We start from the raw sequence: 19,467 nt of genomic DNA on the forward strand, positions 1-19,467 counted from the left end.
GCAATGTGTGGCTTTTATCAGCGATTGCAGCCTGCATTCGGGTGGCTGACGGCAAGATAATGCGCGGTGGTTTCAGACTGCTTGGTTTCAAAGCTCATCATGCCTAGCGCATCATCTAAACTGATCTCACGGTAATGTTCCGTATAAAACCCATCTTGCTGTAATGCTTGTCTGGCGGATTGTTGTTGCTCGGTTAGTGCATTAGAAAGCTCGCAAGCCACTTGAGAGTCTGTCAGCATTTTCTGAATATAGTTTTCAACGACTTGTGAGTGTCCACAACGCAAGTTGGCGTTAGGGGTATTGCCTTCTCTGCGGTAAGCCAATACGGTTTTGATTCGATGGTCTGCACTGCAAAGCGTTTCTCTTAAAAAAGTCGCGTGGCCGGTTGGGGAGTCTTCGACCAATAAGCGAGTAATGCCCCGATCATTAATGGCTTCTAAGATTTGCTCAGGATCATTGGCGACGATCACTTCTTTATGCGGTGGCCAAATGTCTAGCTGCGCATGGTTGCCTCTGCATTCGCCTGCATGAAAAACATAGTAGTCTGGATAGAGGCGAAGTTTATCTGGTTCATTGCCAAGCCTAGATCGGTATTCATCGTAAAACACCGTGCTCGCGGCTAAGAGCAGCGAGGCAACCCCCAAAGCACCTGCTGGTTGCTTAACCACTACACCAATCCGATCGCTTACCTGAAAATCTGGCAGCAAGGCGGCGATAGAGGTGGGTTGCTTGTCTTTATAAAAGACAAAATCTGCCAATGTGATTGTTTTGGTGGTATGCATGGCGTTTCCTTACCTAATAGTCGCGTTGCTAGGAAAGACTAGGGCGATTTGACCAGCATACCGTCAAGGTTATATTGCGCTTGTGCTGAATAAGACCTGATTATTTCTAAATGCGAAATGATCTTATTTGAGGTTTTTCATGAGTGATGCTACTGCTAGTTGATTGGATTGCGATAGCCCATCGACTACGCCTTGAAAATCTTCTGTCGAGCGATTTTGGCTTAACTTGAATTTTCCTTTTATTGATGTCACTGCAATTTCAATGCCGATAATCGCCTTCAGTTGGGTTGCAATATAGTCTGCTGGCGCATCAGAAACGGCCCATGGTTCAACTAATCCAGATTCTTGTTGCTGGGTGAGTCGATCTATTTGTCGATAGACCCATTCACTGTCATCCATTACGGTTACTGTCCCTTTGACTTGTACCATCGTGTAGTTCCAAGTAGGTACTTGTTTGCCATGTAGTGCTTTACTCGGATACCAACTCGGCGTGATGTAGGCTTCTGGGCCATTAAATATCACGAGCACTTCGCCACCCTGTTTTAATGCGGCGAGTTGTGGGTTTGCCCGCGCAATGTGTGCTTGTAAACGCAGTCCTTGTTCGGACTCGACTAATAAAAACGGGATGGCATTCGCTTCTAGCCCATGACAGCTAGTGATAAGTGTTCCCAACGGGTAGGTACGAATAAACGTATGAAGGGTGTTTGGATCGTCTTGGCGAAAAGAGGCAGGGCAGTACATATCACACCATGTTAGTTAGCGGTTGAAGGCCTAGTATGGTGTGAAAAATGGTTGGCTAAAAGTGCCAATTTATTAATAGTTGATAGAGCCATTTTGTAGTGTTAAGCGCGGCGGTTCAAAAACTGCTTTCTGAAAGAGAAGGGCGTTACTTTCTGCATCTGTTTAAAGAGGCGATTAAAGTAAGACAGCGAACTAAACCCTGCTTCTTCGGCAATTAACGCGATGGGCTTGTTCGTACTAATCAGTTGCTGGCAAGCATGTCCAATTCTTAATCGATTTTGGTATTCGACGGGGGTGCAGGCATTGCTTTGCTTAAATAGACGATGAAAGCCACCAGCAGATAAGGCGGACATCTCTGCCAAGTGCGCTATATCTAATACTTCTGTGAAATGCGTATGCAAATAATCCATGACTTTCTGCAACCGGGGGGCTTCGATCTGCGGCGATGCTGGTTGTGTCGACACTGTGGTGGCGTGTTTGTCCTCTGTGAGTAAAGAGAGAATGGAGATTAGCGTAAGCGTCTTCTCTGCTTCTGATTGGGCATTTAAGGTCAGCATCTTTTGGGCGATGTTTTTTGCCGCCTCCCTAGAAAAGACAAGCCCTTTTTCTTGTTTGGCGAGATATTGTGCCATGTTGCCCCATTCTGGAATTAACTCGCCTAGCGCTGTTAACCATGTCCGGCTAAACCAAAGAACAATGGCTAGCATGGGCTGAGTCTCATCTACCTTTTGGGTGGCGTACCAAGTATGTGGTTGGTTTGGGCAGACCAGAACCAAATCTCCCTCCTCAAAAGTCGCGATTTGATCGGCAATGAAACGTTGCCCGCTACAGTTTAAGGTGAGGGTCAGTTCGTACTCTGGGTGGTAATGCCAGATAAAGGGGATGCTATCGATTTCTCGCCATAGTAAGCCCCAAGACCGATTTGCCTCGATTTGATGGTGTTCTCTAAGTGGCTTCATGAGGATGTGTATGTGGTTAATTTGGTTAGTATAGGGCTATTTATGGTTGGTGATGAGCCATTTTTGAACGTGTATCGCATGAAAATGTAGTTAGCAACACACATTAAAAAGATAAAGAGGAAGACAAAATGAATGATCGCTACCAATATGGGGATAACCGCCCCGGTAACCCAAGTGTGGCCTATACCGACCGTGTGCAGTTAAGAGATATCCAAAAGCAAATCCCATTACGTGTTCTGAGTGAAGCAGACTTTGCGCATTGGCAGCGTTATGGTTATGTGATTGTGAAGCAGGCGGTTAGCCAACAAGCGGTGAATGAAACTGTGGATTTTTTATGGGAGTTTCAGCAACTAGATAGAAATGATCCAAGCAGTTGGGATCAGACAGAACGTAAATCCCATGAGATGGTCGAGCTAAATGGCTCGGGCATGGTGGAAGCGTATCACCATCAAACCATGTGGAATAATCGACAGAATCAACGCGTTTACGATGCATTTGTCGATATTTGGGATACGGAAGCCTTATGGGTCACCATTGATCGCGCCAATTTAAATACCCCCAATCGTGGTAAGCGCAAGTTTAATGGGTTTATTCATTGGGATGCCGATACAACGTTGCGCCCCCTTCCCGTGAATGTGCAAGGTGTGTTGGCCTTGTCTGATACCAGTGAGCACACCGGTGGCTTTCAGTGTATTCCCAAACTATTTGAGCAGTTCGAGTCATGGTTAGCGACAGCACCTGCCGAGCGAAATCCTTGGCAACCCGATGTAGCCAATCTGCCATGGCAGCCGGCGTTTATCCCCTTGCAAGCGGGTGATTTACTCATCTTTAATTCCTTGCTTGCCCATGGGATTCGCCCAAATACCTCAGAGAAAGAGGTAAGGTTGGCACAATACATTTCTTTTGCACCGGCAGATGAAGAGAATCTTGCCTTTCGACAGCAACGAGTTACATCGTGGCAAGAAAGGCTGCCACCTGTTGGCTATGCCTTCCCTGGGGATCCACGAGAGTGGGAGAAAACGAAGTACCCACAGGCTGTACTTTCTCCATTAGGTGAGAAAATTTTGGGATTAAAAAGCTTTTCGGAGCGTGCTTAGTTCACAAAAATGAGTGATTGATCGGATCGGTTTCTCCCTTTGCCCTCTGTGACGAGAGGGCATTTTTCTATTTAACACTTGCTATTTGGTCTAGCCTTTTGCATACTTTCTGATAAGACTGGTCTAGTCAATTAAGAGTGAGTGGTGGAGAAAATGGGAACGCGCGAAAACATTGTAGAAGCAGGCTTAGCCGCTATTATCCAGCAAGGCTATGACGGCATGGGGTTAGAAGATATTTTGAAAACTGCGAATGCTTCGAAAGGGTCGTTCTACCATTTCTTTAAGTCGAAAGATAATTTGGTATTGGCGATTATCGAGGAGTATGAGTCGTTCTATACCCATGCACGGAAAACATTACTCAGTTCAAGCGACGTCTCCCCAAAGCAGCGCATTCACAACTATCTTCTCTTTTTAGTAGAAGACCAACGCGCACACGAAATGGCGCGAGGCTGTTTATATGGCATGTTGGCGCAAAGTGCCAATGCGCGTTCAGATAGTGTGCGCCAAAAGTTAGACCAGATATTTACCGATTGGCGTACGCACCTAGAAACAGAAATTCTCGCCGCGCAATCTGCAAACGAATTAGCTACTTCGCTCACACCGGCAGATGCAGCGGATTTTGTGATTTGCGCGTATGAAGGTGCGCTGATTAAATTTAAAGTAGATAGAAATATTACCGCGCTAGAAAAGTTTGTTGATGGCTGCATGCGTTTTTTGTTTGGCCAACCAGCATGAGTAAAACACTTTCTTCCGAGCGCCTAGGCCTTATCTTTATCTTACTCAGCTATCTGATGTGGACGTTGCATTATGCGTCTGCCAAAAGCTTAACGGTGAATCACTCTGTCTGGCAGATTCTCTTTGTCAGAAGTGCCATTGCAATTGTGATTTCGCTAGTTGTCTTTAACCGTAAAATCTTTACGCCCATCACGCCACGGCAAACCATTATTTTGTGTCTCATCGGGTTAGCGCAATTTGGTTCAGCCGGGTTTTTCTATGTCGCATCAAAAGACATGAGTTTGTCTTTAGTGACGATTGCCTACTCTGTCTCGCCATTTGTGGTGATGTTTTTATCTGCTTGGTTTTTAAAAGAGCGCTTAAACCGCTTTCACTATGCATCTACCTTTATTGGGCTACTCGGCATTATGTTAGCCAACGCAGATAGTGCGCATTTTCAATTCTGGCCTGTGGTTTTTGCGTTGATGGCGGGGACTTGCTGGGGAATTACGGTAGTGTCGGCACGCGGGTTTAAAGCGTTTAACCCTGCGCTACAACTGCTTGTTATCTCTATTGTGTTTCTGGTGTTGAGTCTTTGCTTTAACCAATCTCAACCGCTAATTCGCCTAGAAAGTGTTAAGTTGTATGGCCTACTTGGGATTGAGGTATTTCTAGCGCAGTACTTCTTTTTAAAAGCGAGCAGGCTGATGACCGCCAGTGCGATGGGGCCGTTTGAGTATTCTAGTTTGCTCTGGTCGATTCTGATCGACTTTTGTTTATTTGGTGGTGTACCAACGATTCAAATCATTGCTGGTGCAGGGCTTGTCGTGTTGTCTTATTTCTTTGTGATTAAAGCACAAAGTACTGCATCAAGTGATTAATGGTTGATTTACGCTTGTTTTGCTGCATGTTCAAACACGCTCGGTAAAACTTGCTTCATGGCATCGACAAAACAACGCAAGCGGGCTGGGTAAAATTTTGCGTAGGGGTAAACCAAGTGAACGGGTAGAGGGGTTGCCTGCCAATCTGGTAGTAGATGTACTAAATCCCCTTTATCTAGCGCATCATTCATTACCCAGCGTGAGCCTACGCCAATTCCCATTCCGCTGAGAATGGCATTTTTCATGGCATAGAGATTGTCGGTACGTAGTTTCGGTAAGAAACGAAGCACGGCCTCTTCATTTGTTTCACTATGCGCTAAGGAAATATGGGTTTGGTAAAAGGTAGTGAGCGCCACCCATGGGAAGTTAGCCAGATCGGTCACCTTTTCTACTTTGGGATATTTAGCCAAGCACTTTGGCGAGGCAATCACGATCCGCTCGATAAACCCCAATGGGACCGCCACCATATCTGGGTAAGTGATCTCTCCCACTTGAATCGCGCAATCAATCCCTTCACCGATGAAATCATGAAAGGCGCGGTCATCATGCAAATTCCACTCCACCGATACTTGATTGTACTTTGCTAGGTAATCCGCCAATGGGCCGATGAGTTGCTCTTGCCCAAACGCATGTGGCGCTAACACGCGCAGGATGCCTTGTGGCTCTTCTTTTGCCTGCATTAAGTCAGATTCTACGTTGTGCCAAGTGGCTAACAATGCCTTGTAGCGTTCATAACTTCGTTCCCCATCGGGGGTGAGGCTCAGTGTATGTGTGGTTCGTTTAATTAGGTTTAATCCTAAATAGCTCTCTAGTAATTGCAGGCGCCGGCTAATCGTCGGTTGCGTGGTATTTAGTAAACGAGCAGCAGCAGACAAATTGCCACTATCAACAATTGCGATAAACGTTTCGATGAGTTCTATGCGATCAAAAGCAATTTTTCGAGAGGCTGGCGTCATGAGAGTATGGTTATGCGTTAAGTGTATGAGCATCATACAAAATTCGCTACTACAAATAAATAAGATAAATGATCAGAATAGGTGCATTCATTAGATTAGCAAAGAAAGAAATATCATGAGTGAACCGCAAAGCTTGGCCGCTACACCGCCAACAGGCATCAAAATAGACCTAGATATTTCACGTGCACTAGTGCTACTGATGGCCATTAGTGTGGGGCTAGCCGTTGCTAGTATTTATTACAGCCAGCCAATGCTTGGTGCCTTGGCAAGCCAGATGCAAGTTTCAGAAAGCGGCATTGGCTGGGTGCCGACCATCACCCAAATTGGATACGCCTTGGGTATTTTGCTACTTGCTCCATTGGGTGACCGGTTTGATCGTAAGCAGATCATTCTTCTTAAAGGGGTGTTGCTTGCATTGGCCTTGTTTGCATTTGGCGCAGGCATGCAATTATCTCATCTACTACTCGCCAGTTTTGTGATTGGAATGGCGGCGACCATGGCGCAGGATATTGTTCCTGCTGCGGCAACCTTGGCGCCAGAAGCTAAAAAAGGACAGGTAGTTGGCACAGTGATGACCGGCTTATTACTTGGTATTTTGCTTTCTAGGGTGGTGAGTGGGTTTATTGCAGATTATCTTGGATGGCGGTATGTGTTTATTGCGGCTGGCGTGGCGATGAGTCTTGTTGTTGTAGCGATTGCAAAAGGGTTACCTAGTTTTAAACCAACTAGCCAGTTATCTTACGCTAAGTTATTAATGAGTTTATTGCACCTTTTAAAGCAGTATCCCTCTTTAAGCGCTGCTGCATTAACTCAGGGCTTACTTTCCGCGGGTTTTAGTGGATTTTGGTCAACGCTAGCAGTGATGCTACATGGCGCTCCGTTTCACTTCGGTAGTGCAATTGCCGGGGCTTTTGGCTTGGCGGGAGCCGCAGGTGCCTTAGCTGCCCCCATTGCCGGGAAGCTCGCAGACCGTTCTGGGCCGCAAAAAGTAACCGAAGTGGGGGCAATTCTGACTGCTATATCGTTTATTTTTATGATGGGTAGTGTGTTTGTTTCTCCTGCAATTGCTCTTTGGATTCTGGTGATTGGTGCGGTGGGATTTGATATGGGCGTTCAAGTCACCATGATAGGACACCAAAGTATTGTGTATCGTTTAGATGCGAGAGCGCGAAGCCGCCTTAACGCTGTGCTGCTAACCGGCATGTTTATTGGCATGTCTGCCGGTGCGGCCATTGGCGCTTACTTACTTGGTCACTTTGGCTGGTTGGCGGTGACAATATTTGGTGCGATTTGCGGTGGACTTGCTTGGTTGGTTCGCTTACGTCAACGCTAGGCAAGCTTCTGTAATTCAGTCGTTAATTATGGAAATAGTGCTCGCTATTAACAATTGAAATTTGCTGCACCCTTGGGTTTTGTATGATGCATTTATACCAAACCCAAGGGAAACTGAAATGAATTTCTTGAAACCAATCACCGGCTCGTTTGCTTGTCCTGCCGCCGAAAATCCGACTGTTGTGATGATCGAAGCTGCGTATAAACAACTTGGTTTGGATTGGTTGTATGTCAATTTAGAAGTCTCTCCTTATGCGCTGGCTGATGCTGTTCATGGCGCAAAAGCCATGGGTTGGCGAGGGTTTAATTGTTCTATTCCCCACAAAGTCGCGGTGATTTCCCATTTGGATGAGTTAGGCAAGTCAGCCAGGTTAATCGGTGCGGTCAATACCATTGTTCGCCAAGGCGATCGCTGGGTTGGCGAAAACACCGATGGACGAGGCTTTGTCTCTGCGCTTCAAAAAGTAATTTCCCCTAAAGGTAAAACGATTGCATTGCTTGGGGCCGGCGGCGCAGCCAGGGCGGTTGCGGTGGAATTGGCATTAGCAGGGGCTAAACGAATTTTGGTGATTAACCGTAGTGCAAGTAGAGGCGGAGAGTTAGTGACTCACCTCAGTAAACATACCTCTGCAGCGAGTGAATTTATCCTCTGGGATAAGCCATTTTCAGTACCAGAAGGCGTAGACATTCTAATCAACGCCACTTCTATTGGATTGTATCCAGATGTGGATGGGATGCCTGAAATTGATGTCAGCAGTTTATCTACGTCTCTCGTCGTGGCAGATGGGATTCATAACCCCCCATTAACTCCATTTTTAAAGTCAGCCAAACAAGTGGGCTGCCAAACGGTAGATGGCTTAGAAATGCTGGTGCAGCAAGGTGTGCTAGGTGTGGAGTATTGGACAGGGTTTCGACCAGATGCGAGTGTGATGCGAGCCGCGTTGGAGAATTTACATCTTTAGTAAATTCACCCCTTGCGGGGGACGGCACGACAAGGAGAAGATGTCGTGCCGTCTAGGGAGACCTGCCTTCGTCTTAGTTAATTTTTATGGCGAGTGGCGCTGTGAAGTCTAGCGAGTACTGTGTACTCGACTCAAATTGATCTTCATTAGAGGCTTTGCTAAGGTGAAATTTATGCACTCTTTCTGCCTCGCAAGTTCTTTCAACCTTTGCTAATACTTCTTGGATATGATCGATCCGCTGGTTGGTTATCTCGGGGTATTCCGCGCCATATTTTGTATTCAAACGATAGCGGCGAAGGTCTTCAATATCTGGCATCTTGGTGATTTGAATAGGGGTGCTTGTTCCGGGGCAAGTAAAGGGGTCTCCCGCCCAGTACGCTATTAACTGTTCTCCGTAAGTACCATGCTGGTTTTGGTCATCTAGCAAACCAATACTCAATGCCAGATTGTTCAAAATAGCCTCTGCATGAGCGCTACTTCTTTGCTGGATAGCAAATAGCCATCTGGAAAACGCTTTTAGCATCTGCTCAAACTGCAGTTTTGAAAATGCATTGATTTTTGCATCAGAAATGTTGGATAACGTCTGGTTAAGCGCTGCTAATCTATCTTCTGGCAAGCCTCCTTGATGCGATAAATCAATAATATCGATCATCGAAAAACCATTTTGCTGAAGGAACTTACGCGCATCAGGAGACGTGCTAATGTCATGTTGCATTGGACCAAATCGGTATGCACCACTGGCAAAGCGGGCATGAGTAAAGCCACCTACGTCCACAGACAATGTATTTCGATGGGTTTGTACTTTTAAGAAAGCATTCCAAAGTAATTCACAGTGTCGTTCGGTGAAGTACTGACTCATTCCTCATTCCTCGTTGCTAGTCTTGGCTTCATCCCTGTCTTGATCATGAACGTACCAGGCAAGTCTATTGGTTACCGGTTCACAGAATGGATGTGCGATTCAATTTTAACGATAATGCAAAAGTCATTATGTCAATGTATTTAACTATATATGCTAAATGCTTTTTTTGCAAATGAATGGTTGGTCAGTTTTGTGTTTTTTCTATGGCATTAACCTGTGATATTCGCCTGTATGCGCTTTAGTTCAATGCAATACGAAAGCTTCTTTTATTTATCATTTTCTTTGTAGTATAAGGAGGAAGTATGACAATTTTATAAGTGCATAGTTTATGTTGAGCTTCGCTGACGTTAAACATGACTTAATCCTCACCGTAATAATTTCCAAGATCTTTTAACTCGTTGTGATGCGCGTAGGATTTATCGAAATAGCAAAAGCTGTACTGCACATTTTGTTCTGCGATTGCACCAAATGCACCTGAGTAGGCTTTGCAATAATTGACTGCAAAGGTTTTCCATGCGGCCTGGCTTGCCGTTAGTACTTTTACATGTTGTCCTGCAAATTTAGGCTGGTGACTAATTTCAGATAGCGTCTTTGTCATGCGCTTGTCGAGTTTCGCTTGCTCTTTGGCAAGGCAAGTCACCTGATCATCTTTTGACCCGCACAATTCGTCCGCCTTCGATGCCGCTTGTGTGGTGAATATTGGCAACAGAAGCGTAAGGCCAAAGAATGTATAAACAGTGGATTTTTTCATGCGTATGATATTGTTTGGAGATGATTTTACTATAAATGACATTTGGATTTTATGCCAATTTAATTATTTGGATGATCATGGCTGACCGCCAGCAGATCGGGTAAAATTACACAGATAGCAGGTAGATTCATCTAGCTGCAGTTATCTGGATGATCTTCATGCGTATTCAAGCATTTCACCAAGCGCTAGCCGAAATTGGCGCGCGTCCTTGCCATATTGGCAAAATTAATCGCGCGTGGTTAAAAGGGCTGCCTTTAGATACCGGCACGCGACATCAACGTGCTAACGATTATTTTCCCTTATCCGTTAGAGAAGGCTTGCCTCCCATTGCCAGCACAATGGAAGCGCTTGCAAGTATCCAGTCTCAACATGAAGGGGAAGATGGCGCCTTACGTTTATTGGTGAATTTGGCGGATGGGCAACTGGTAGAAAGCGTGTTGCTACCCCGAGATGGCTTATGTATTTCTAGCCAAGTGGGCTGTGCTGTCGGCTGCACATTTTGCATGACTGGGAAATCCGGTTTACTAAGGCAACTTGGCTCTGCAGAAATGTTGGCGCAAGTCGTACTCGCCAGACGCATCCGCCCTGTAAAAAAAGTGGTGTTTATGGGTATGGGAGAGCCTGCTCATAATTTAGACAATGTACTCGACGCCATTCATTACCTCGGCACCGATGGCAATATTGGGCATAAAAACTTAGTACTCTCTACTGTTGGGGATCCACGGGTATTTGAAAAACTCCCGCAACAACAAGTAAAACCTGCATTGGCCTTATCTCTTCATACAACCAAAGCAGATTTACGCGCCAAACTACTGCCAAATGCACCTAGGTATGAACCTGCGGACTTAATCGAAGCAGGGGAGGCGTATGCCAGAAGTGTGGGCTACCCGATTCAGTATCAGTGGACGCTATTAGCGGGGATTAATGATACCGAAGAAGAGATTGAAGGGATTCTCCGTTTGTTAAAAGGGAAATATGGCGTGCTTAACCTTATCCCTTACAACAGTGTAGAGGGGGATCATTTTCAGCGCCCAGCAGCAGAAAAGGTCGAGGCAATTCGCCGCTATCTGCAAGGCTATTATATTTTGACTAAGGTGAGAGATTCTGCCGGGCAAGATGTGGATGGTGGCTGTGGTCAGCTAAGAGCAAGAGCGGCGGATACGATTGATATCAGCCGCCTAAGTAAACGACATACCAAATTACTCTAGTCTTGGGCAAATAGAGGCTAGCTACTTTCTCTATTTATTTCCCCAACCCGGATAACGAGGAATATCACTGTTGTAGCAGAGCCAATCGACTTCTTCTGCAGTAAAAATATGTGCGGCAGGTGTTTGGTTGGGCGACTCATCTAACGTTGCTACCCGTAATACCCAATGAGGAGCGCCTTCGCGTTTTGCGATAAGTTGTGAGCCACATACTTTGCAGAAATAGCGCACTTTCCCTTTTGAAGACTCGTAACCCGTCAGTAAATCTTCCCCTGTTAGCCATTGAAAGTCTTCCGGTTTCACCCCCGCCGCCGTGTTAAAGGCCGCTGAATGAGATTTTCGGCAGGTGGAGCAAGAGCAATGCGATATCGGCGTACAAAGTTGTTTAGCCTCAAAAGTCACTTGCTTGCAAAGACAACTTCCTTTCATTGCGTTCCTCGATAATGTGTAGGGTTGGTTTGAGTGTGCATGGTCTATGCGAAAACAGCGATACTAAAGAAGGACGCATGCAAGACAAATGAAGACTGTGTTGTCCGTTTTATTTGAGAAAGGCTTCTGTTAGCTTAACCCAGTAGCTAGCGGCAAGTGGCAGCGCCTCATCATTAAAATCGTAGCCAGGGTTATGGATCATGCATCCACCACCCATTTCCCCATCATTACCAACAAATAAGAAGCAACCAGGTACTTGTTCTAACATATAGGCGAAGTCTTCTGCGCCCATCAGTGGTTTTAGATCGGGGATGAGGTGGTCTTCCCCTAACCAATCGACTAAAACTTGTTTGGCAAATGCGGTTTCCGCGGCATGGTTTACCACGGGCGGGTAGGGATCTTCAAATTGGATATCTGCGCTTAAGCCAAAGCTTTCCGCTTGTAGGCGAATCAGATCTTGAATTCTGGTTTGTAAGGTTTTTCTGGTTGCTGGCGTCATCGCCCGCATGGTCATCAGTAAATGGGCGGTTTCAGGAATGACGTTTGAGGCCTCCCCTGCATGCAAACTCCCAACCGTGACAACCGCCGGTTCAAATGGATCAATATTTCTAGAAACAATGGTTTGTAAGGCGGTAATGATGGAGGCACCCGCCACAATCGGGTCAATTGCTTTATGAGGAATGGCACCATGGCCACCTTTACCGCGTAAAGTGACGCGAATGGTATCGGCAGATGCCATAAAAGGGCCTGGCAAAAAGCCGATTTGTTTGCTGGAGTAGCCGGGCATATTGTGTAAGCCAAAGACGGCATCACAAGGAAATAAATCAAATAGCCCGTCTTCAATCATTTGTCTTGCGCCACCCCCACCAATTCCTTCTTCAGCAGGCTGGAAGATAAGGTGTAAGGTGCCATCGAACGTGCTTTCTGTTGCAATATGTTTGGCTGCGGCTAATAAGATGGCGGTGTGACCATCATGCCCGCAAGCATGCATCTTTCCATGGTGTTTGCTCGCGTATTCGAGACCTGTTTTTTCAACGATAGGGAGCGCATCCATGTCTGCTCGGATGCCTAAGCGTTTCGTTCCTGTACCTTTTACAAGTTTGCCCACCACGCCTGTCTTACCTAAACCACGATGCACCTCATAGCCCCATTCTTGCAGTTTGGTGGCGACAAGTTCACTGGTGGCCTCTTCTTGAAAGCCTAATTCAGGATGCGCGTGAATTTGACGGCGAATAGCGACCATTTCATCTTTGATATTCGCTATACCAGGCAGACAGGGATGTGGATGGCTCATAGATGCTCCTTTTTTTGCGGCACGGATTCAATGACTGAAACCGTTTAGGCACTGGCTTCTTTTTTTTGTGATTCATGCCAAGCATCAATCATATCGGCAAAATTTTCTGGGTTTTCTGGGTACTGCAAGACGTTATCTGGTAATTGCACCCATGGCTGTTTACTTTTGGTCCAGATATGCGCCACCGGTTGTAGTTGATTGGTTTGATTTAACGTACCGGCTTTTATACTGATTAAATCCTCTTGCCCTTTACCGTGGTGGAATAAGCGACTGCCGCATGTTGGACAAAATAGGCATTCCATTTCGCGCCCAGATGGTAATTTGCGCGTCCAGCTTTTTAGATCTTTGCCAGAGATTTCTACTGACTCTTGTTCAACCCATAATCCCATGCCAAATGCGCTGGAAGATTGTTTTTGGCATTCAGTGCAATGACAAGCAAACAAGGTTAAGGCTTCACCGGTTACCTTGTATTGAATATCGCCGCATTGGCATTGACCTTCCCATGTTTGTAGCGCTTCACTCATTGCAGATATACCCGACTAAGCCATTAAAACATCGAGTCTAGCCGAGATTAGTGTATCTGACTATGCTGGAGCAGGGCTAATCTAGGCTGACGACTTGATTTCTGCCATTGGATTTTGCTTTGTATAGTCGCAGATCGGCATGACGAATCAGCGTAGATAAAGAGTTTTCTTCGGTGTGTTCAGCTAAGCCAATACTAATACTGACTTGTAGTTCTGGATGAATAGGCTGCCAATTATGTTGGGTAATGGCTAAGCGAATTTGCTCGCAGCAGAAAGCTGCTTTAGAAATAGCCACTTCAGGAAATAAAATCACAAACTCTTCGCCGCCATACCTTGCCACAATGTCGGTTGTGCGGGTTTGTTGCAACAAAATGGTTGCGACTTCTTGCAAGACTAGGTCTCCAATCGCATGGCTAAAGCGGTCATTAATCGATTTAAAAAAGTCGATGTCCCCGATCATTGCACTAAAGGGTTGGTTTAGGCGAACCGCGTGTTCAAATGTTTTTGTTCCTGTTTGATCAATATACCGGCGGTTATATAAGCGAGTTAGCGGATCTCGGAAGCTTTGCTCTTTCAGTAACTTCGCTTGTTCTTCAATTTGTTGGTGGGATTCTCTTAAATGCTTATCCGCCAAATATAAACGCTCGCTCATGCGATTAAACGCTTGCGCTAATTTGCCAATTTCATCATTGCCGGCATGTTCGACAAATTGATTCATTTGTCCTGTATCAATGGCATTAACGGCCTCGGTTAACTGCTCTAAACGCCTAACTAAACGAAGGCTCATTAGGCTACCGACAACGAGTGCCATGAGTGCCGCTACAATACTGCCGGTAATTAAGGAGTTTCGAATCAATGCAGCATAAGCATCATCGACCGGTGAATGAATTATATTCTTCGCCATCAGAAAATAAGCGACCACTTTTCCATTCATTAAGATTGGTTTTAAGCTATTGCGATCTTCGTCTAATACGGTAAAACCACGTCGATACGGGGGGAGGTCGACTAGTGACCTGAATTGCGGATCAAACAAATGAAACTGCATTGATAACATCGATAATTTATGGTCAGTATCATCAATTTCTTTTGATAAGGTATTGCTACCTAATAGATGAAATAAACCTTCCTCATCTGAATGCGGTTTATGGGTTATTTCAGGATGCTTTTCTAGGAAGTGAAATAGACTTTCCTTTTTTTCAGCCTCTTCCCAAGAACCATAGGTGGCAATATAGGTTGAAACGCCTTTATTGATATGCATGGCCACATCATTGGCAATGCCTTCGTCGAACCGCTTGATTAACTGCGCATGAGCAAACCAGCCAACAGTTGCAATAGAAAAAATACTCAGTAACACCATACTGAGTATGAGGCGGATTTTTAGGGAAATCGCATTGACTTGCATCGTGGACAAGCTCACTTTTAAAGCGATAGTCCATTTCAGCTTAGCACCGGATTAGCAAATTGTCATGGTCGAAAAATAGGGGGAATTGATCAAAATTTAAATTATTTTGAATTCACTTCCCCACGTAGTTTTTCTTCTACTTTGATCTCTTTTGGTTGAAATGCCTGCTGTAAAACAGGGATGGCTAAGTAAGGATCACAGGATGCACACATAAAAATATCCATCGCCGTATAGTTGCTTTCTGGCCATGTATGAATAGAAATGTGCGATTCAGCTAATACTACAACGCCAGACAAACCACCAGAAGATTCAAAGGGATGGATATGGCTATGCAGTACCGTGGCATTGGCTGCTTTGGCCGCATCAATTAGTGTTTTTTCTACAAAATCGATGTCAGTTAAGCCTTGCCCACCCCACATATCGACAAGCAAATGCGTACCCGCATACAAACGACCATTTTTGCGGGAGAAATATAAATATGGATCAGTCATTTAAGTAGCTGTAGGTAAACTCAATAATGAGGATCAGAATAATTACTAGCCCAATCATCGATTCTAGGTGGAAACGGTGGGTTTCTTTCTTGCTATCTAGTAATTCTAATAGCCCTTCGTGTAACCACTCTAACTCATGCTCTACTCGTGACACACGATCAAATAGTAAGGCTTGTGTGGCGAGTTCTGTTCGCCATTTATCACTAAGGCTGGCTGGTCCAGTGCCAGATGGAAGTTCAAGCCGACGCTTTACAGCTAAAAATTGCAGCCCCGTTTTTGTACTATCTGCAATGGCTTGTTTAAGCATGGGGATATCATCGCCTTTGCTTAGTGCTTGCGTGCCCGTTTTGAGAAGATGTTGAAAATGCCTGCATTGCTCCTCAATCCGTTCGATGGTGTGTAGCAGTACATAAAAGCCAGCGATGGCGTTTAAGGCATCTGTTTTCATGGCTTCTGGTGCAATCACCACTGCCGATTGGTTTTGTAACGTTAAGTGTACATTCCTAAATTGCAAATCCAAACGGAAAGGAGAAGATGCATTTAACCAATCAAGAGGCGTTTCTTCTGTGGGCTCAATACACAATACTTTAATCGTATCGGGGTGTTCGTTTTTTTGACCCTCAGATAGCTGGTAACGAATGCTTGCATCCAAGCTAGCTTCTAAACTTTCTGGAGTAAGGATATGAAAACTCAACGTTTTTGCTCCTTGCGGGCAGGGTAAACCGGAAGTGATTCTGTGATGTCCTCTACTTCCGTTGGGTGAATATATTTTTCATCATCAGACAAAACTAGGCCGGGCATTGCTAATAATCGCCGCGTTTCTTTGCATAACATAAAGGAGCGAGAGATAAAGTCGCCATCTAAATGTTGTAAAGCATCTTGACCTAATCGCTTCGCTAACCGTGCATCCCATCTACTTGGCGTCCAGTCTCTTGGGTCAAACCAATCGGATGCAATCACATAGCCCCAAGGGGATAAAAAGGATGGTATCGCGACTTGATAGCTATGGACCTGAGGGAAAACCGTGCGTAGTGTTCTCACCAGCGCAGAGTGCTGTTGAAAGTCGACATGTGAAAACTCCATGCCTTGAACAACTACAATCCCATTCGGACGCAGTCTCTTTTTTAAATGCTGATAAAACTGCTTGGTATAAATCCGTTGTGCAGGGCCGTTATCGAACATATCGACGACATCGATAATCGCGAGATCGTAAAAGCTATCATCATTTTCTACAAAGGCGCGGCCATCAGTATGGACAACTTTTGCCCGTGGATCGCGAAAACCATTGCGGTGCCAAGTAGGCAGATGTTTTTCACAGGCTGCAACTACTTTCGGATCAATATCCACCATGGTGACTTTTTTCACGCACGGATGGCTTAGCGATTCACGAAGTGTCGCGCCTTCACCGCCACCAATAATCAGCACGTCACGTGGGTTGTCTAATGCTAATAAGGCTGGTTGGACGAGTGACTCATGATAAAGCGCCTCATCGTATTCCGAACTTTGCAGTACGCCATCTAAAAATAGTGCTCTACCTAAGTTGACTAAGTCGGCAATCAATACATTTTGAAAGTCCGTCTGTTCTGAATGAAGTACACGGTATGCTCTAAAGCCAAATATATCGACAGGGTCTGAGGTGTCTTCACAGTAGACAGGCGTGTCAGTGGGGAGTGGCTCTATTCCTAGATGAAAACACCCCGGACGCAATGTCGGCAGTAGGGGGACGGCCCCCCTAGGCGGAAAAGGTGTACTCATTTTGCAGAAACTAAGGTTAACTCTGCGTTTTCGTGAAATTCTGTTTCTAAGACTTCCAGATTATCATCGTCCCATTCGATGACCATTAACCCATCATCATCGTCTTGTTTAGAGACAAAAGAGTAAATAGAAATCTCATCTTCGCTGCTAGATGGCGTTTCCATAAATTTTACATCGTCGGAATCGTCGGCACTATATTCATACTCTACGCCGTTGTAGGTGATGCTTCCTTGCCCCTTTTTATCCGCTTGGAAGACATCTTTTTTTGTAAAGCCGGCCTCTTTGGGTTTCATGCGCTTACCAATCAGCCCAATTTCACCATTACCTGTAGGGTCTAACATCCAACTAATGATTTGTCCGTCTGCTGTTTTACCATTGGCAATAAACCAAGTGCTGCCGTCTGGTTCTTTGATGGTATTCACGGTTTCAATCTTGATCGACATCATTTTGTCACCGTTTTTCCATTCCAATTGATCAGATGCTTTGACGGTACTAATCTCTGCTGCGGAAATGGCAAATACGGATGTGCTGCTTAACCCTAATAGAATGGCAATGAGGTGCTTTTTCATTCGATTACTCCCGTTTAATCAATGAATTTATTACAGCAGAATATAAGTATGCTGCAGACTATTCAATAGAATTTTGATGAAAGCAATCAGGGATGAGCGATGATTGTGAAAAATGCTAAGTCACGGTTGGCCCCCCTAATGAATCGCTGGTAGTCACTAGGGGGAGGGGAAACTATTATTGCATTTGAACCGCTGCCGCTTCTAGTTCCGCAATAGATTGGTAGGTTTTGTCGAAGATCGTAATCTTGCCACCTTCAAACTTAAATGAATGTAGGAGGTGATTGTTTTCTTTTTTCAGCCATCCTGCTTTGATAAGTTTATCCAAACTAGGATTCGCTAATACTTCTTTCGGAATTAACGACCAATCAAAGTTGGCAGAGGATTCTGCATAAAGTTTTTTCAATGCGGCCATTGGGTTGCCGCCAGAAATATCCATATCCGTTAGCCCTTTAAGGGTAGCAGACGCAGACATATTGGCTTTGGCACCGTCTTTAGTCTCGACTTCGACGGTACTGATCTTGAAAGACGGGTCATTTTTAGCAATGGTCGTCAAGTTAGTTAACGCTACCATGCCAATGCCCGCCATTTGCGCGGTCAGTTGATCGGTATTTGGTTTGCCTTTTGATTTAATCGTGTCGATTAACATCGTCTTATAAAGGTTTGCGATCGTTTCATTTAACCCGCTAATAGAGGCTGCATGAATATGGTTGAGTTCCATGCCAAATTTGGCAGATTTTACTGGTTTTTGGTTGATGGCTAGCTCATCACATTTCTCGCAATTACCTAATTCATATAGATAACTTAGGTCAAAGAAGCCATCTTTTAGCAAGCCTTTATAGGTGAAGGCTAGGTTATCCATTTTCACCGAGTAAGGTTTGGCAGCTGGTTCTGCGGTGTCTGAAGCTGGGGCTTCAATTGGGAAGGCTGGCGGTAGACTTGGCTTCATTCCTGACGCACTAATGGATGCAATTTTTAGTGTGCTATTGCCGGCTAGTGGATTAAATTTACCTTCCACAGGTTCAGTTTTTCCATCATAAACCAGGCCTTCGAGCAGGATGTTTTCTTGTTTACTACCCGTTGTGTTGACTGCTAACTTTGGTAGCTCGAAGTGAAACTCAATTTGATCTTGTGCTTTGGTGTAAGTAAATTGCTGAGAGGCAGCCGCTATTTCAAAGGTGCCCATTGCCGTTTTTTCATTCAGCGCCTCTGTGTTTAGATAAACGTGGCGGTCTTCATTTAAACCAACGGTATAACCTAATTTCACCCATTTTGGATGTTTGCTTATCCAGTTAGCAAATGCCGCATCTGATTTTGCCACTTCTGCAAATAGCGTAGGCAAGTCTAGATCATAATCCACATGGTACCAGCCGGTTTTAAAGCCAGTGGCAGTATTGAGTAATGGACCATGTTTGATGTGTTGTTTAATCGTGAGTTTGACGGGGGGCTTTTCGTTACCCGACGCATCAATGCCATCGCGAATCAAGATCGTGAACTGATTGTCTGAAGACAGAAAACTGCGATTATATTTGGTATCGACAATCGAAATGCTATCTCCCGCTAGTAGAGAAATCACTTCTTTCTGAAATTCGCTTTGCGCATTTTTAATTTCAGTTTCAGCTTTTTGGCCTGCATAGTAAATGGAACCAGCACCACCTAGTGCAACAACGGCAACAAGGCCTCCAATTAACGGGAGCTTTTTCATTTCAGGGTATCCTGTATATTCGCTAACCGTTAATTTTATGCCAATGTCACCGTTTTAAGCTA

At 45.0% G+C, this 19,467-nt stretch carries 21 protein-coding genes; 6 read left to right on the plus strand and 15 right to left on the minus strand.

Annotated elements, in window-relative coordinates:
- Positions 1-17 precede the first annotated feature (17 nt).
- The 3 genes from LIN78_RS00565 to LIN78_RS00575 all read right to left on the minus strand — a co-directional run bounded on the left by LIN78_RS00565 (position 18) and on the right by LIN78_RS00575 (position 2,482).
- Positions 18-782 (minus strand): hypothetical protein, encoded by a 765-nt coding sequence (locus LIN78_RS00565; RefSeq protein WP_227177438.1) that lies wholly within the window; start codon positions 780-782, stop codon positions 18-20.
- Between the two features lie 123 nt (positions 783-905).
- Positions 906-1,523 (minus strand): FMN-binding negative transcriptional regulator, encoded by a 618-nt coding sequence (locus tag LIN78_RS00570; RefSeq protein ID WP_227177440.1) that lies wholly within the window; start codon positions 1,521-1,523, stop codon positions 906-908.
- Between the two features lie 101 nt (positions 1,524-1,624).
- Complete coding sequence (locus LIN78_RS00575; protein ID WP_227177442.1) at positions 1,625-2,482, minus strand: helix-turn-helix domain-containing protein; 858 nt, start codon at positions 2,480-2,482, stop codon at positions 1,625-1,627.
- Positions 2,483-2,610: 128 nt separating this feature from the next.
- Between LIN78_RS00575 and LIN78_RS00580 the strand changes: the two genes are divergently transcribed.
- The 3 genes from LIN78_RS00580 to LIN78_RS00590 all read left to right on the plus strand — a co-directional run bounded on the left by LIN78_RS00580 (position 2,611) and on the right by LIN78_RS00590 (position 5,174).
- Positions 2,611-3,579 carry a phytanoyl-CoA dioxygenase family protein gene (locus tag LIN78_RS00580; protein ID WP_227177444.1) on the plus strand — a complete coding sequence of 323 codons (969 nt, stop codon included), beginning with the start codon at positions 2,611-2,613 and terminating at the stop codon, positions 3,577-3,579.
- A 153-nt stretch (positions 3,580-3,732) separates the two neighbouring features.
- On the plus strand, positions 3,733-4,314 hold the full coding sequence (locus LIN78_RS00585; protein ID WP_227177446.1) for a TetR/AcrR family transcriptional regulator: 582 nt from the start codon (positions 3,733-3,735) through the stop codon (positions 4,312-4,314).
- Complete coding sequence (locus tag LIN78_RS00590) at positions 4,311-5,174, plus strand: DMT family transporter (protein ID WP_227177448.1); 864 nt, start codon at positions 4,311-4,313, stop codon at positions 5,172-5,174. Before LIN78_RS00585 ends, LIN78_RS00590 begins: the two co-directional genes overlap by 4 nt.
- An 8-nt stretch (positions 5,175-5,182) precedes the next feature.
- On the opposite strand, the gene LIN78_RS00595 is transcribed toward LIN78_RS00590, so the two are convergent.
- Positions 5,183-6,166, minus strand: coding sequence for a LysR family transcriptional regulator (locus LIN78_RS00595; protein WP_227177450.1), 984 nt, complete (start codon positions 6,164-6,166; stop codon positions 5,183-5,185).
- A 79-nt stretch (positions 6,167-6,245) separates the two neighbouring features.
- Here LIN78_RS00595 and LIN78_RS00600 point away from each other — a divergent pair, with 79 nt between their 5' ends.
- Entirely contained in the window at positions 6,246-7,463 is a 1,218-nt protein-coding gene (locus LIN78_RS00600; RefSeq protein WP_227177452.1) for an MFS transporter, read from the plus strand.
- Between the two features lie 118 nt (positions 7,464-7,581).
- Positions 7,582-8,424 carry a shikimate dehydrogenase gene (gene aroE / locus LIN78_RS00605; protein ID WP_227177454.1) on the plus strand — a complete coding sequence of 281 codons (843 nt, stop codon included), beginning with the start codon at positions 7,582-7,584 and terminating at the stop codon, positions 8,422-8,424.
- Positions 8,425-8,497: 73 nt separating this feature from the next.
- On the opposite strand, the gene LIN78_RS00610 is transcribed toward aroE, so the two are convergent.
- Positions 8,498-9,283: a hypothetical protein gene (locus tag LIN78_RS00610; RefSeq protein WP_227177456.1), complete on the minus strand. Its 786-nt coding sequence runs from the start codon at positions 9,281-9,283 to the stop codon at positions 8,498-8,500.
- A 358-nt stretch (positions 9,284-9,641) separates the two neighbouring features.
- Positions 9,642-10,034 (minus strand): lysozyme inhibitor LprI family protein, encoded by a 393-nt coding sequence (locus tag LIN78_RS00615; RefSeq protein WP_227177458.1) that lies wholly within the window; start codon positions 10,032-10,034, stop codon positions 9,642-9,644.
- A 158-nt stretch (positions 10,035-10,192) separates the two neighbouring features.
- Here LIN78_RS00615 and LIN78_RS00620 point away from each other — a divergent pair, with 158 nt between their 5' ends.
- Positions 10,193-11,242 (plus strand): RNA methyltransferase, encoded by a 1,050-nt coding sequence (locus LIN78_RS00620; protein WP_227177460.1) that lies wholly within the window; start codon positions 10,193-10,195, stop codon positions 11,240-11,242.
- A 30-nt stretch (positions 11,243-11,272) separates the two neighbouring features.
- Here the strand turns inward: LIN78_RS00620 and LIN78_RS00625 are convergent, their stop codons facing one another.
- The 9 genes from LIN78_RS00625 to LIN78_RS00665 form a co-directional block, all read right to left on the minus strand.
- On the minus strand, positions 11,273-11,668 hold the full coding sequence (locus LIN78_RS00625) for a GFA family protein (RefSeq protein WP_227177462.1): 396 nt from the start codon (positions 11,666-11,668) through the stop codon (positions 11,273-11,275).
- 109 nt (positions 11,669-11,777) lie between these two features.
- Positions 11,778-12,962, minus strand: a complete 1,185-nt coding sequence (locus tag LIN78_RS00630) for a M20 aminoacylase family protein (RefSeq protein ID WP_227177464.1) — start codon at positions 12,960-12,962, stop codon at positions 11,778-11,780.
- 44 nt (positions 12,963-13,006) lie between these two features.
- Positions 13,007-13,486 (minus strand): GFA family protein, encoded by a 480-nt coding sequence (locus tag LIN78_RS00635; RefSeq protein WP_227177466.1) that lies wholly within the window; start codon positions 13,484-13,486, stop codon positions 13,007-13,009.
- 76 nt (positions 13,487-13,562) lie between these two features.
- Positions 13,563-14,888 (minus strand): GGDEF domain-containing protein, encoded by a 1,326-nt coding sequence (locus LIN78_RS00640; RefSeq protein WP_227178288.1) that lies wholly within the window; start codon positions 14,886-14,888, stop codon positions 13,563-13,565.
- A 101-nt stretch (positions 14,889-14,989) separates the two neighbouring features.
- Positions 14,990-15,379, minus strand: a complete 390-nt coding sequence (speD, locus tag LIN78_RS00645) for an adenosylmethionine decarboxylase (RefSeq protein WP_227177468.1) — start codon at positions 15,377-15,379, stop codon at positions 14,990-14,992.
- Entirely contained in the window at positions 15,372-16,073 is a 702-nt protein-coding gene (locus LIN78_RS00650; protein WP_227177470.1) for a hypothetical protein, read from the minus strand. Before LIN78_RS00650 ends, speD begins: the two co-directional genes overlap by 8 nt.
- The gene (locus LIN78_RS00655; protein WP_227177473.1) at positions 16,070-17,134 is read right to left on the minus strand and encodes a fused MFS/spermidine synthase; all 1,065 of its coding nucleotides are present in this window, start codon (positions 17,132-17,134) and stop codon (positions 16,070-16,072) included. The genes LIN78_RS00650 and LIN78_RS00655 overlap by 4 nt, the downstream gene beginning before the upstream one ends.
- Positions 17,131-17,703: a hypothetical protein gene (locus LIN78_RS00660; protein ID WP_227177474.1), complete on the minus strand. Its 573-nt coding sequence runs from the start codon at positions 17,701-17,703 to the stop codon at positions 17,131-17,133. Before LIN78_RS00660 ends, LIN78_RS00655 begins: the two co-directional genes overlap by 4 nt.
- 175 nt (positions 17,704-17,878) lie before the next feature.
- On the minus strand, positions 17,879-19,405 hold the full coding sequence (locus LIN78_RS00665) for a DUF945 family protein (RefSeq protein ID WP_227177476.1): 1,527 nt from the start codon (positions 19,403-19,405) through the stop codon (positions 17,879-17,881).
- Positions 19,406-19,467: the final 62 nt, after the last annotated feature.

The organism is Leeia speluncae (assembly GCF_020564625.1).
In the GTDB taxonomy this organism is placed as follows: domain Bacteria; phylum Pseudomonadota; class Gammaproteobacteria; order Burkholderiales; family Leeiaceae; genus Leeia; species Leeia speluncae.

Bases quoted from the DNA above. Each gene is read 5' to 3' on its own strand.
- LIN78_RS00565 (WP_227177438.1), bottom strand. From the start codon at position 782: ATGCATACCACCAAAACAATCACATTGGCAGATTTTGTCTTTTATAAA.
- LIN78_RS00570 (WP_227177440.1), bottom strand. From the start codon at position 1,523: ATGTACTGCCCTGCCTCTTTTCGCCAAGACGATCCAAACACCCTTCAT.
- LIN78_RS00575 (WP_227177442.1), bottom strand. From the start codon at position 2,482: ATGAAGCCACTTAGAGAACACCATCAAATCGAGGCAAATCGGTCTTGG.
- LIN78_RS00580 (WP_227177444.1), top strand. From the start codon at position 2,611: ATGAATGATCGCTACCAATATGGGGATAACCGCCCCGGTAACCCAAGT.
- LIN78_RS00585 (WP_227177446.1), top strand. From the start codon at position 3,733: ATGGGAACGCGCGAAAACATTGTAGAAGCAGGCTTAGCCGCTATTATC.
- LIN78_RS00590 (WP_227177448.1), top strand. From the start codon at position 4,311: ATGAGTAAAACACTTTCTTCCGAGCGCCTAGGCCTTATCTTTATCTTA.
- LIN78_RS00595 (WP_227177450.1), bottom strand. From the start codon at position 6,166: ATGATGCTCATACACTTAACGCATAACCATACTCTCATGACGCCAGCC.
- LIN78_RS00600 (WP_227177452.1), top strand. From the start codon at position 6,246: ATGAGTGAACCGCAAAGCTTGGCCGCTACACCGCCAACAGGCATCAAA.
- aroE (WP_227177454.1), top strand. From the start codon at position 7,582: ATGAATTTCTTGAAACCAATCACCGGCTCGTTTGCTTGTCCTGCCGCC.
- LIN78_RS00610 (WP_227177456.1), bottom strand. From the start codon at position 9,283: ATGAGTCAGTACTTCACCGAACGACACTGTGAATTACTTTGGAATGCT.
- LIN78_RS00615 (WP_227177458.1), bottom strand. From the start codon at position 10,034: ATGAAAAAATCCACTGTTTATACATTCTTTGGCCTTACGCTTCTGTTG.
- LIN78_RS00620 (WP_227177460.1), top strand. From the start codon at position 10,193: ATGCGTATTCAAGCATTTCACCAAGCGCTAGCCGAAATTGGCGCGCGT.
- LIN78_RS00625 (WP_227177462.1), bottom strand. From the start codon at position 11,668: ATGAAAGGAAGTTGTCTTTGCAAGCAAGTGACTTTTGAGGCTAAACAA.
- LIN78_RS00630 (WP_227177464.1), bottom strand. From the start codon at position 12,962: ATGAGCCATCCACATCCCTGTCTGCCTGGTATAGCGAATATCAAAGAT.
- LIN78_RS00635 (WP_227177466.1), bottom strand. From the start codon at position 13,486: ATGAGTGAAGCGCTACAAACATGGGAAGGTCAATGCCAATGCGGCGAT.
- LIN78_RS00640 (WP_227178288.1), bottom strand. From the start codon at position 14,888: ATGCAAGTCAATGCGATTTCCCTAAAAATCCGCCTCATACTCAGTATG.
- speD (WP_227177468.1), bottom strand. From the start codon at position 15,379: ATGACTGATCCATATTTATATTTCTCCCGCAAAAATGGTCGTTTGTAT.
- LIN78_RS00655 (WP_227177473.1), bottom strand. From the start codon at position 17,134: ATGAGTACACCTTTTCCGCCTAGGGGGGCCGTCCCCCTACTGCCGACA.
- LIN78_RS00660 (WP_227177474.1), bottom strand. From the start codon at position 17,703: ATGAAAAAGCACCTCATTGCCATTCTATTAGGGTTAAGCAGCACATCC.
- LIN78_RS00665 (WP_227177476.1), bottom strand. From the start codon at position 19,405: ATGAAAAAGCTCCCGTTAATTGGAGGCCTTGTTGCCGTTGTTGCACTA.